The following is an 11668-nucleotide window of genomic DNA, read 5'->3' as shown; positions in this document are numbered from 1 at the left end:
AGTAAAACGAAACGAGGTAATAAAGCTTTAAAAGGTGTTTTATGCGAATGTGCATGGGCTGCATCTGTTACAAGAAATACACGATTATCAGCAACCTATTGGCGTTTGGTAAAACGTTTAGGCAAAAACAAAGCCATAGTAGCCATAGCTCACTTAATTCTTAGAATAGCTTATCAAATTTTACAAACTAAAACCCCATATCAAGAACTTGGTTCACAGTTTATCGAAAATCAGGAGAAGAAGAAAGAACAACGGTTGATTAAAGTCCTAGAATCAAAAGGATACCAAATAGTTAAAGCATCATAAACTCCGTTCGTAGCTATAACAGTGTTCTCGGGCATGTTATTGTCTTTTTAGGGGTAGGTGATTTGGAAACAAAGATTTAGAGGGTTTTGAGGGTTTTAATGTTCACTGAAATAACAGTTTGAAATGACAGCGCGTAGATTCATTTTCGTAAGAAAACTTGGCTGGCGACAAGCTTTGGCGCAGGCGACCGCCTTAGTTGCACTTATGCTTCCAGAAAGTATATAACGCAAGTTATACTTTCTGACTAGTATAAAAAGGTCTGTTCGATCATATTAGGGACGAGTCAGAACCTCTCCTAGTCACATGTATGGACATACAGAGCACGCTGAGTATTGATCTTGTAGAAATAATTTTTATACTATAATAATACAGATAGGGATTCTCGGCAAGTTTAATCAATAATCAATTCTAATGGAGGATAATGGTTTTCCTCACTACATAGGTCTTCAGTACAAAACTTGTTACATAACGATACAAATACTTGCGAAGGGAACAGGGATCATGTAAAATTGTATATGGAAGGTTGGGGAACCTTCCAAGGGGATAGTGGACAAGGTGGATGAAACAGGCAGTGGAACGTACGCTGCCTGTTTCGCTTTGTTTATAAAGCATTTTACAGTTATTAATTTCCTGAAAAAGAATATTATTAACTAGGAACGGGAAGCCTCTAAGAATAATATAAAAATCTTGTATATTGTCTCAATACTTGATAAACTGGAATTAACTAGTTGTTCGACGTCCTACAACTGAATGGGGGTGAGAATAAGGTCAATCTTTTTGAAATGAACATAGTACTAAATATATTTAATTAATGGGGGGAAAATAAAATTATGAGAAAAACAAGGTTTATTGGTAGCTTAGTCATTGTGCTTATTTTGGCCGTTGCACTTGTAGGATGTGGTAACACAACACCGACTCCTAAGGCAACCGAACCTGCTAAAAAAGAATTCAAAGTTGGCTTGGTAACGGACGTGGGTGGACTTAATGACCATAGCTTTAACTTCCTAGCGAATAAAGGGTTAGAAAAGGCTGTAAAAGACCTTGGAGTTACAAAGAGTGTTGTAGAGTCTAAACAAATGACAGATTATGAAACCAACCTCAGCCGTTTTGCCCAAGATAAATACAACCTAGTCATTGCTGTCGGCTTTTTAATGCATGACGCTGTGGAGAAGGTTGCTAAAGATTATCCTGATACTAAATTTATGATTATTGACTCATCCATTACGGATCGTCCAAACGTCGCTTCAGCAATGTTTAAAACCGAACAATGCGGATACTTAGTCGGTGTGATGGCTGGCTTACTCGAACAAGCTCCAGGAATCCCGAATGCTTTGGGTAAAAACACAGTGGGTCTTGTCGGGGGCATGGCGATTCCCCCAGTAAACGATTACATCGCAGGATTTATCCAAGGTGCCAAGAGTGTTAACCCCGATATTAAAATTAACTTAAAATACACGGGTAAGTTTGACGATCCGGCTCTCGGTAAACAAACGGCACTTTCGCAAATTGCAACTGGTGCTGATATTGTCTTCCCAATAGCTGGTGGAACTGGAACGGGCGTTATTGACGCGGCCAAAGAAAAGAAAGTCTATGCTATCGGAGTGGATGCAGATCAAAACTACTTAGCTCCAGAAAATGTTATCACCAGTGCCTTAAAGGGCATGGATGTGGCCACCTTTGATATCATTAAAGGCGTTATGGATGACAAGTTCAAAAGCGGAAACGTGTTCTTTGATTTGAGTAATAACGGAGTTAGTTTTGCTACACCGATTAAGGTAGTGCCCAAAGATGTTGTTGACAAGGTTAACGATGCTGCGAAACAGATCAAAGATGGAAAAATCAAAGTTTCTAACGAAATGCCTGCAGGCTTTAAATAAGAGCTTGAAAGTTTGGTAGATGGACGAAATGACAAGCGGATTGCTTCATATCCTTATGAGCAATCCCTTTCTAATGGAGGGGACTATGCATACCAGTTTAGAAGTTAGAGACATTACGAAATCGTTTCCGGGAGTTATCGCCAATGATCACGTGAATTTTGATGTACGCGAAGGGGAAATTCATGCGATTTTAGGGGAGAATGGCGCAGGTAAATCCACGCTCATGAAAGTCATCTATGGACTTTATAAACCGGATTCTGGGAGTATTCGACTTTATGACCAGGAGCTAAACTTCGCAAGTCCCCGCCAGGCCATTGAAGCTGGGATTGGAATGGTGCATCAGCACTTCATGTTAATCCCGGCTTTAACAGTTGCAGAAAATGTTGTTCTAGGTGGGGAACCGGGTAGAATTCATTATCGACGCAAGGAAAATGTAGAGATTGTTCGCCAACTTGCCAAGCAGTGTCATATGGATATTAATCCTGAGGCCAAAGTAGGGGATCTTACCGTCGGACTTCAACAGCGTGTTGAAATCTTAAAAGTCTTTTATCGTAAGGCTAAGTTGCTCATTTTGGATGAGCCGACGGCTATGCTTACTCCTCAAGAGGTGGAAGAATTAATCCAAGTCATGGAACGTCTTCGGTCACAGGGGATTCCGATTATTTTCATCAGCCATAAGCTTGACGAAGTGAAGCGTATTTCAGATCGAGTCACAGTTATGCGAGCGGGAAAGACGGTAAATACCGTCGAAACGAAGTCTACGACTCCTCAGGAGCTTGCCAATTTGATGGTTGGCCGTGAAGTTGTCCTTCAAGTGTCTAAGCCACCCCAATTGCCCGGAGAACCGATTTTGGAGGTCGAAGACATAGTCGTCTCGTCGGGCCGTAACGAGAAGGTCAAAGGGGTAAGCTTCCAAGTTCACCGTGGAGAAATCTTTGGACTTGCAGGGATTGATGGTAACGGACAATTTGAACTTGTGGAAGCGATTACAGGGCTTATGCCTTGTAAAAGTGGGCGTATCCGCTTTTTAGGGGGTGACATTACGTCCTCTTCGGTACGAGGCAGAACCAAAGCAGGGATTGCCTATATTCCTCAAGACCGTCAATTAGATGGCCTCGTTATGGATTTTGAGCTGACGGAAAACTTCATACTCCGTGACTTCTTTAAAGCACCGTTTGCTAGTATAGGCCAAATGAAAAAGAAGCCCATCGAGGATTTCGCTACACGATTATCAGAAGCATTTGACGTTAGGCCACGGCGGATTCACGCCCTAGCACGAAATCTTTCCGGTGGAAACCAACAAAAAGTTATTTTGGCCCGCGAAGTTTCCCGTAATCCTGAATTATTAATTGCGGCGCAACCGACCAGAGGTTTAGATGTCGGTGCGATTCAGTTTATTCATAACAAACTCTTAGAGTTACGTCAAGGTGGGAAGGCTGTACTCTTGGTTTCTTTGGAATTAGATGAGATTATGTCTTTATCAGACCGGATTGGTGTGATTCATGCTGGCCGACTGATGGCGATCCTGCCGAGTGGACAAGTCACACGTGAACAGCTCGGGTTACTCATGACTGGTGTAAACTTAGAGAAGGAGGGGTAAAACATGCAAAAGACGATAGAAGGATTGGTTACCCCTTTTGTAGCGATCGTCATTGCGGTCCTGATCGGTGCAGTTGTTATGCTCATGACCGGTCATAACCCACTGACGGCTTATGGGGCTCTCTTTTCTGGAGCGTTTGGCTCTACTGTAAATTTGTCGAACACGATGGCCAACGCTATTCCCTTAATCCTCTCGGGCTTAGGTGTTGCCATAGCTTTTAAGGCTGGATTGTTTAACATTGGAGCAGAGGGTCAATATTGGATCGGAAGTATGGCAGCTGTATGGATAGGCTATTCCGTGCATGGGCTTCCCCCTATCTTGCATATCTCTTTGTCTATTATTGTTGCCATGCTGGCGGCCGGGCTTTGGGCTGGAATTGTCCCTGGGTTGGCTAAGGCTTTTGTGGGTGCCCACGAAGTGATCACTACCATGATGATGAGTTACATTGCTATCTTTTTGAGCCACTATATGCTTGAAAATGGGCCGATGATGCAGACGGGCTTCACCCCACAATCCCCGGTGATTCTTCCATCCGCGACGTTAGGTAAGATCGTGGAGCGGACGCAACTGTCCTGGGGTCTCGCCATTGCAGTGGTAGCATGTATTATAGTTTATTGGTTGCTCTATAAGACAACCTTGGGCTATCGATTAAGGGCGGTTGGCCTGAATTCACGGGCTGCGAACTATGCCGGAATCAATGTTCCGTTTCATTTGGTCTTAGCCTTATTTATTAGCGGAATGTTAGCTGGTTTAGCGGGTGCTGTCCAAATGCTGGGTGTACAGCATCGACTTTATGATAGCTTCTCATCGGGCTATGGATTTACGGCCATTGTGGTTGCCTTACTCGCTAACAATAATCCGTTTGGCGTGATTCTTGCTTCGATCTTCTTTGCGGCTTTGTCTACGGGTGGTCAATCCATGCAATTGGTCTCTGGAGTTCCGGCTCATCTGACCGCAGTCATTTCTGGGATCATTATCTTCTTAGTCGCAACAAAAGATATTGTGCAGATTCAAAAACGCTGGCGCAAACGCCAAACCCTAGCGTCGGGCAAGGAGGCTTAAAAGATTATGCTTTGGGATGCATTGACGAGACCTGATCTGTGGGCGGCAACGTTGGCTATGGCCACTCCGATTGCTCTCCCTGCGCTGGGAGGAACCTTTTCTGAGCGTAGTGGCGTTGTAAACATAGCCATGGAAGGAATTATGCTTATCGGAGCCTTCTTCGGTGTTTTGTTTTCCTATTATACACATAACGCTTGGCTAGGCTTGCTTGGGGCTATATTAATGGGAGCTCTTATCTCAACGCTTTTTGCTTACGTGACGGTGAACCTCGGAGCGGATCAAGTGATTGTAGGAATGGGTGTGAACATTTTTGCGGCTGGTCTGACAGCATTTATGTTAAATGAGATTTTCGGATATGGCGGCACACCCCGTGAAACACCAGCCCTTCCCAACTTAACTATTCCTGGAATAAGTGATATCCCATTTGTGGGTCCAATCCTAGGTTCCCAAAATGTTGTTGTCTATTTAATGCTGATGCTGGTAATCACATCCCATTATTTTCTTTTTCATACAAATTTAGGATTGCGGATCAGATCGGTCGGAGAAAATCCACAGGCAGCAGATACAGCAGGGCTTAATGTCCTACGCCTTCGTTATTTAGGGGTTATTATCGGTGGCATGCTTTCTAGCTTAGGAGGGGTTTACCTCGCCTTAGGCCTGTTGAATAGTTTTGAGGTCAATATGAGTGGCGGGCGGGGGTATATTGCCCTAGCCGCAATGATCTTTGGTAAGTGGACTCCGTTTGGCTCGCTGGGTGCAGCTTTACTGTTTGGATTTGCTATGGCTTTGAGTATAGTCTTGCAGGGAGGTGGAGTGCCCTCGAATATTATTCAGATGCTTCCATATGCGCTGACGATTTTGGCCTTGACTGGATTAGTAGGAAGAAGCACTCCACCCGCAGCGGATGGTATTCCGTATGATCCAAATAAATAAATGAGATGCAGAGGGGGAACGTTATGGGACAAATTCAACAAAGCGGAAAATCCCTCTCCGATCTTGTCCGTTTGGAACTCTTAGATGAAATCCGCCGAGGAAAATATCTAATCGATAGCCGACTTCCTAATGAAGAAAAACTTGCTAAGGAACTTGGGGTTAGTCGCAACACCCTTCGTGAAGCACTACGTGTTTTGGAATCGAATGGTGTTGTCGAGAAGAAGCAAGGACTAGGTACTTTCGTGCGAGGGGAATCATCTCCAAAGGTCAAGCCAGGTCTAGAGGTTCTTTTTCGGGTAACAGATGCCATAATAGAGCTTGGAATGCTCCCAGGGACAAGCGAGATTGAACTAACAAGTTCTTTAGCAGATGCTAGGGTTGCGGAGAAACTGGGGGTAAGCGAAGGTACCCCTGTAAATCAGTCGCGAAGAGTCCGGACCGCGGACGGTGTACCTGCCGTGTATTGTATTGACATGTTTCCTCCAAGTGTTGGGGAACTAGACGTTGAAAGGCTTAAGTCTTCGATTTTCACGTATTTAGAAGAAGTTAAGGAAATTCGCATAGCCTATGCTTCGACTGACATTCGGCCGATTGTAGCGGGGAAAGAATTAGCGGAGAAATTATCCGTTTCTGATGCAAGTCCCTTGTTTCTATTAGATGAGGTGCACTTTGATAAGTCTAATAATCCTATTTTTTATTCGCGTTTGTTTTTTCGCTCAGATTTTTTTATATTCCATATCGTTAGGTCTAGATAATGAAAACTTACTTCAGATGGAGTTTTAACTCTATCTGAAGTATAGCTGATCTTATCTTGAGTAGAGGACCTGTAACAGGGTTCTTTTTTCTATAGGCGTCTGTTGCCAAGATTAACCTAGCATGTGTTTTTAAGAAGCAAATAAGGACGTTTCAATTAGAACATCGCTCTGACTGATACATGGATGTTCGAGATTAGAGCGCCGCCATGACTCGAACAAGGATGTTCGAGATTAGAACACCGCCATGGATGGCAAGGTGTCGTGATGGCAAGATGCCGTGATGGCGAGAAGGGACTATGAAGTATCATCTGGATTCAAAGAAATGGTAATTATTAAGCTGTGTGTATATAATAAGGGAGATTAGATTTCTAAGGGGGTAGAACAATGGGACAACAAAAACTGAAATCAAGAGCAGAAATTCCTGAGGCTACAAAGTGGCATTTGGAAGACGTTTTTTCCGATAATGATCAATGGGAGGCAGAATTTGCCCAGATCGAAAAACTCTTAGGAGATGGGAATAAATTTGAAGGACATTTAGCCGATAATGCTGACACTTTAATTGGGTGTTTTGAGTGGATGGATGATCTAAGTATGCGGATGGGAGAGGTTTATGCCTATGCCCGTATGAGGAGAGATGAGGACAATCGAGATGCACACTATCAAGCGTTGACAGACCGTGCTGGAGCCCTAGCTGTAAAGGTCAGTAGTGCAGCATCTTATGTTGTCCCGGAATTATTAGCTATGCCAGAAGGAAGACTGGAAGAATTCCGGACTACTTCCTCCAAAATGGGGATCTATGAGCATGCTCTGGATGATATTTTGCGCAAGAAAAAGCATATTCTCAGTTCGACGGAAGAAAGATTGTTAGCAGAAGTCAGTGAACTGGCGGAGGCACCAGGGGCAATCTTTTCAATGGCCAATAATGCCGACCTTAAGTTCCCTAGTATTATTGATGAATCTGGAAAATCTGTGGAATTAACTAAGGGAAACTTTATACAGTTCATGGAGAGTCATGACCAGCGTGTTCGTAAAGAGGCTTTTGAGACTCTTTATCATACTTATGATAAGCAAAGAAATACCTGGGCGGCAACTTTAAATTCAAGTGTAAAATCCGACATTTTCTTTGCCAAAGCTCGGCATTATCCTTCTGCTTTGGAGGGATCTCTTGATGATGACCGTGTGCCCTTGCAGGTCTATGATTCCCTAATCGAAACAGTTCACGAATTTTTACCCCATTTGCATCGTTATATCCAACTGCGCAAGAGGGCTTTAAAACTTGATGAAATACATATGTACGATATCTATGTCCCTATCGTTCCTGAAACAACAATGACAATTACTTATGAAGAAGCTAAAAATATGGTCATCGAAGGTCTAAGACCCTTAGGACAGGACTATATCAATATTCTGCAGGAAGGGTTCACCAAGAGTTGGATTGATGTTTATGAAAATGAAGGAAAGACGAGTGGGGCTTATTCTTGGGGGACATATCGCTCACATCCGTATGTCTTGCTAAATCATCAGGATACTTTGAACTCAATGTTTACTTTAGCTCATGAGATGGGGCATTCCTTGCACACCTATTTTTCCAATCGCCAACAACCCCACCTCTACGCCGGCTACAAAATATTTGTAGCAGAAGTCGCCTCAACTTTGAATGAATCCTTGATTATGGAGCACCTTCTCCAAACTACAAAGGACGCTAAGGTATTGGCGTATCTAATTAACCATTATCTTGAGCAATTTCGGGGGACAATTTTCAGACAAACTATGTTTGCTGAATTTGAGAGGAAGATTCACTCTGTAGTAGAAGACGGTGGCACCTTGACGGCAGATACCCTCTCCAAAATCTATCTTGAACTAAATGCAGTTTATTACGGATCTGAACTGGTCTTAGATCCGGAAATCGCTCTAGAATGGGCTCGTATCCCACATTTCTATAATGCATTTTATGTGTACAAATATGCGACAGGTTTCTCAGCAGCAACAGCCTTTGCTCGTGCGATTCTTGATGAAGGAGAATCTGCAGTTCAGCGTTACTTAGAGTTCCTAAGTGGTGGAAGCTCGGATTATCCAATTGAATTGTTGAGAAAAGCAGGGGTTGATATGGAAACTCCAGTTCCAGTACGAAATGCACTTCAGGTTTTTGCAGGGCTCGTCGAACGCTTAGAAAAGCTTATAGTGTGAGTTAGGGCTTGACAAGGGCTTGGAAACGAGGATCATCACGAACGGGGAGGAAGTCATGTTCGTCTCGCGCTACTTCCTTGACATCCGAGTCGAGGTTGATCGCTGGTTCTAGGTACTCTAGGACTTTATCAATCTTACCTTGACGGCCGTATACGCTGGCAATGCCATAATAACTCCAGGTATCCCGATCGTCGAGCTCTAAAGCCTTCTGATAAGACGAGATCGACAGGTCCCAACGTCCAGCCAGTTCATAAGCCAATCCTTGGTTGAAATGAGCATACACATATGATGGATTGAGATCAAGGGCTTGCTGAATGAGGGCTAGCCCTTGATCATACTTTCCTTGAAAGGCAAGGGTCGCACCTTTAGCATTTAGAGCTTCATAACATAGGGCGTCTATGGCTAAGGCCTGATTAAATAGCTGTAGGGCTTCGGGAAATTGACGTTGATAATAGAGCTTGAGCCCTTGGTCATACTTTGTGAGTGCCTGAGAATCTGAGCTATGGATAGGTTTAACCTTAGAAGGTTGGGCAAGAGGAGTAGTTGGAACAGGAGTAGAGGGGACTGTGTCTTTTTCCGGCGTAGCTGAGAAAGAGGAAGTCAGGTCTGGATTTTCGGCGACTACCTTAACTTGATCTTTGGGAACAGTCAGTCGGGAGGATTGGTATTTGGGGAAACTATAGAGAGTAAATATCGCCGAGATAATTAAAAAGCAACCTGAAACGATAATAATCTTGATACGATTCCGTTTAATCTCAAGCATCTCCTTTTGTGATCAATTTAGAAATAAGCAAGTAAGCCACAATATAAAATGACATCAATTGTAGCTAATCAAAAGGATTTCTGTGTTCATTATAACATTCAATGCCTGATTTATAAGATTGTTTAACCGAAGAACGCGCAAAAAATAGTTTGAATAATTTGGATACATTATCCAAGAATGTAAAACTTGACAAGATTAGAAATTGGGAAGTAAGATGAACTCAAGATTAAACGTAGGGTGTATATTATGACTCTCCTATGGAGGTGAGATTATGGATAAGATCCCAACTCAAGACCCCTTACACCAGATTATTCTCGTGGCAAAGGGTTTTTACGCCCGAAAAGACCGTGCTCATGATTTAGAGCATGCTTTGAGAGTTAGGGAATGGGGTAACAAATTAGCACAAGAAGAAGGAGCTGACAGTACAATCATTGAACTTGCTGCGCTTCTCCATGATATTGGGCGTTCTGGAGCAGTTGAAAAAACCCATTCAGAAAGTAGTGCTGGGCTGGCAGTTAATATTTTGCAAAAGAACGGCTATCCTCAGGATGTTGTTTGGAGAGTCAAGGAAGCGATTATCTCCCATTCTCGCGAGGCGGGGCACGTGCCAACTTCGCTCGAAGCAAAAATACTGTACGATGCAGACAAATTAGATTTCGTGGGTGCTATTGGATTGGGGCGTTTGTTTACGTTAGGTGGGGTAAACGGTTGGCCATTAGTCGGGGAGAATTCCTGTGAAACATTTTATCAAGAAAGAATTCAGGGCTATAAAGAACATCTATTCACGAAGTCGGGGATTAAATATTTTGAGCCATTATTGCTATACATGGAGGGATTTTGGCAAGAGTTGCATGCCGAAAGACTCATTATATCACTTTCTGGATATGCTAAATCTATGTAAAGGCTTATTCGGAAAGGATGAATCAAAAAATGCGTTGGCTTTGGCGTCTATTAATGCTTTTTGTGTTCCTAGTGCTCGTTCGGACACTTTTCGTTCCCCAACCAAAGGCTTTTATTGCCTTGCCGGAAGGCCAAAACTGGGGACAAAAAATACAGGGAGAAATGAAACAGTGGCAAAAATTATCTCAGGATCTTCCTGCAAGTATTGAAGTAGAGGTGCGTCGTCTATGGAACGATTTTCAACCGAATGGAGAAGGCGAAGAAGTATAATAGGTCAATATAACGATGTATTTCTTGAAATCACCTTGAAAAAAGCTGAAAGTATGGTATATTAGTTTTTAAAGGTGCAAAAAGGAGTGAAGATTGAATGGTAGGAATTACTGAAATAGCAGCCGAAAAAGTTAAAGAAGTACTTAAGAATCAAAATAAAGAAAATGCTTTTTTACGTCTCTATCTTGCAGGCGTTGGCTGAGGTGGGCCGAATTTCGGCATGACTCTGGAAGAGTCAAAGACAGAAGAAGATATCCTTGACGTGCAATATGGTGTATCTATGATAACCGATAAAAAACTCATCACTTACCTTGAGGGAGCAACCGTTGACTTTGTGGAATCGAAACACGGCGGCGGATTCGAAATTCGTACTCAAAAATCCGGTGGCGGCTGTGGAGATACTTGTGGTGGAAGCTGTTCATAAGTACTTTGGAAAGAGAGCTCAAAACGAGCTCTCTTTTTTAATACTGTACTCAAAGTACAAAATTAAGTGAACATCCATGTTCGAGTCCTGGCCAGCGGTCCCTTCTCGCCATCCATGGCTACAGTGACACTCGGCCATCCCTGGCCAGCGCATTAAGGCTGGATTAACGCCTAGGGTTGAGGCCGAGTAAAAAGAACTTGAGTATACTGCGTATTTATGTTAGTCTAATGTCCAAAATAAGAAAAGATCCGTAAAAAAGGGAGGAACAACCATGACTTCTCCACGTGAAGAGTCTAACCGTGCAATCATTACGGTATTGGGTCGTGATCAAATAGGAATTATCGCTTGGGTAACTGGACGCCTTGCGGAATATCGTGTCAATATTTTAGATATTAGCCAAACCATCGTGAATGGATATTTCACGATGATCATGGTTGTAGATCTAGAACCAGCCACCTTGGAACTTGTCGCCCTAGCACGTACACTAGATCAAGAGGGAAACGATAAAGGCTTACAAGTGAAGGTGCAACACGAAGATATTTTTACGTTCATGCATCGAATCTAACTCAAGAGACTCTAAGTTACTTTAGA

Annotated in this window: 11 protein-coding genes and 1 pseudogene; 11 read left to right on the top strand and 1 reads right to left on the bottom strand. The window is 43.0% G+C overall.

Annotated elements, in window-relative coordinates; all coding sequences use genetic code 11:
• The 7 genes and pseudogenes from JL57_RS07625 to pepF all read left to right on the top strand — a co-directional run.
• Positions 1 to 306: pseudogene (locus JL57_RS07625) on the top strand (IS110 family transposase); the annotation flags it as partial.
• A gap of 830 nt (positions 307 to 1136) precedes the next feature.
• On the top strand, positions 1137 to 2183 hold the full coding sequence (locus JL57_RS07620) for a BMP family protein (RefSeq protein ID WP_034141457.1): 1047 nt from the start codon (positions 1137 to 1139) through the stop codon (positions 2181 to 2183).
• 85 nt (positions 2184 to 2268) lie between these two features.
• Positions 2269 to 3783: an ABC transporter ATP-binding protein gene (locus JL57_RS07615; RefSeq protein ID WP_034141456.1), complete on the top strand. Its 1515-nt coding sequence runs from the start codon at positions 2269 to 2271 to the stop codon at positions 3781 to 3783.
• A gap of 3 nt (positions 3784 to 3786) precedes the next feature.
• Positions 3787 to 4845 carry an ABC transporter permease gene (locus tag JL57_RS07610; protein WP_034141455.1) on the top strand — a complete coding sequence of 353 codons (1059 nt, stop codon included), beginning with the start codon at positions 3787 to 3789 and terminating at the stop codon, positions 4843 to 4845.
• Between the two features lie 6 nt (positions 4846 to 4851).
• Positions 4852 to 5778 (top strand): ABC transporter permease, encoded by a 927-nt coding sequence (locus JL57_RS07605; protein WP_034141454.1) that lies wholly within the window; start codon positions 4852 to 4854, stop codon positions 5776 to 5778.
• A gap of 23 nt (positions 5779 to 5801) precedes the next feature.
• Complete coding sequence (locus JL57_RS07600) at positions 5802 to 6533, top strand: GntR family transcriptional regulator (protein WP_034141453.1); 732 nt, start codon at positions 5802 to 5804, stop codon at positions 6531 to 6533.
• A gap of 384 nt (positions 6534 to 6917) precedes the next feature.
• Positions 6918 to 8720: an oligoendopeptidase F gene (gene pepF / locus JL57_RS07595; RefSeq protein ID WP_034141452.1), complete on the top strand. Its 1803-nt coding sequence runs from the start codon at positions 6918 to 6920 to the stop codon at positions 8718 to 8720.
• A 1-nt stretch (position 8721) separates the two neighbouring features.
• On the opposite strand, the gene JL57_RS07590 is transcribed toward pepF, so the two are convergent.
• Positions 8722 to 9483, bottom strand: a complete 762-nt coding sequence (locus JL57_RS07590; protein ID WP_034141451.1) for a tetratricopeptide repeat protein — start codon at positions 9481 to 9483, stop codon at positions 8722 to 8724.
• A 271-nt stretch (positions 9484 to 9754) separates the two neighbouring features.
• Here JL57_RS07590 and JL57_RS07585 point away from each other — a divergent pair, with 271 nt between their 5' ends.
• The 4 genes from JL57_RS07585 (at position 9755) to JL57_RS07570 (ending at position 11642) form a co-directional block, all read left to right on the top strand.
• Positions 9755 to 10384: an HD domain-containing protein gene (locus JL57_RS07585; protein ID WP_034141450.1), complete on the top strand. Its 630-nt coding sequence runs from the start codon at positions 9755 to 9757 to the stop codon at positions 10382 to 10384.
• 29 nt (positions 10385 to 10413) lie between these two features.
• Positions 10414 to 10653, top strand: a complete 240-nt coding sequence (locus JL57_RS07580) for a hypothetical protein (RefSeq protein WP_034141449.1) — start codon at positions 10414 to 10416, stop codon at positions 10651 to 10653.
• A 97-nt stretch (positions 10654 to 10750) separates the two neighbouring features.
• Positions 10751 to 11077 carry an iron-sulfur cluster assembly accessory protein gene (locus tag JL57_RS07575; protein ID WP_291299818.1) on the top strand — a complete coding sequence of 109 codons (327 nt, stop codon included), beginning with the start codon at positions 10751 to 10753 and terminating at the stop codon, positions 11075 to 11077.
• Positions 11078 to 11348: 271 nt separating this feature from the next.
• On the top strand, positions 11349 to 11642 hold the full coding sequence (locus tag JL57_RS07570; protein WP_034141448.1) for an ACT domain-containing protein: 294 nt from the start codon (positions 11349 to 11351) through the stop codon (positions 11640 to 11642).
• The last annotated feature ends 26 nt before the right edge of the window (positions 11643 to 11668 follow it).

Source organism: Desulfosporosinus sp. BICA1-9, assembly GCF_000802135.1.
This window is presented reverse-complemented; position numbering and strand designations above follow the sequence as displayed.

Bases quoted from the DNA above. Each gene is read 5' to 3' on its own strand.
- JL57_RS07580 (WP_034141449.1), top strand. From the start codon at position 10,414: ATGCGTTGGCTTTGGCGTCTATTAATGCTTTTTGTGTTCCTAGTGCTC.
- JL57_RS07590 (WP_034141451.1), bottom strand. From the start codon at position 9,483: ATGCTTGAGATTAAACGGAATCGTATCAAGATTATTATCGTTTCAGGT.
- JL57_RS07610 (WP_034141455.1), top strand. From the start codon at position 3,787: ATGCAAAAGACGATAGAAGGATTGGTTACCCCTTTTGTAGCGATCGTC.
- JL57_RS07600 (WP_034141453.1), top strand. From the start codon at position 5,802: ATGGGACAAATTCAACAAAGCGGAAAATCCCTCTCCGATCTTGTCCGT.
- JL57_RS07620 (WP_034141457.1), top strand. From the start codon at position 1,137: ATGAGAAAAACAAGGTTTATTGGTAGCTTAGTCATTGTGCTTATTTTG.
- JL57_RS07605 (WP_034141454.1), top strand. From the start codon at position 4,852: ATGCTTTGGGATGCATTGACGAGACCTGATCTGTGGGCGGCAACGTTG.
- JL57_RS07585 (WP_034141450.1), top strand. From the start codon at position 9,755: ATGGATAAGATCCCAACTCAAGACCCCTTACACCAGATTATTCTCGTG.
- JL57_RS07615 (WP_034141456.1), top strand. From the start codon at position 2,269: ATGCATACCAGTTTAGAAGTTAGAGACATTACGAAATCGTTTCCGGGA.
- JL57_RS07570 (WP_034141448.1), top strand. From the start codon at position 11,349: ATGACTTCTCCACGTGAAGAGTCTAACCGTGCAATCATTACGGTATTG.
- pepF (WP_034141452.1), top strand. From the start codon at position 6,918: ATGGGACAACAAAAACTGAAATCAAGAGCAGAAATTCCTGAGGCTACA.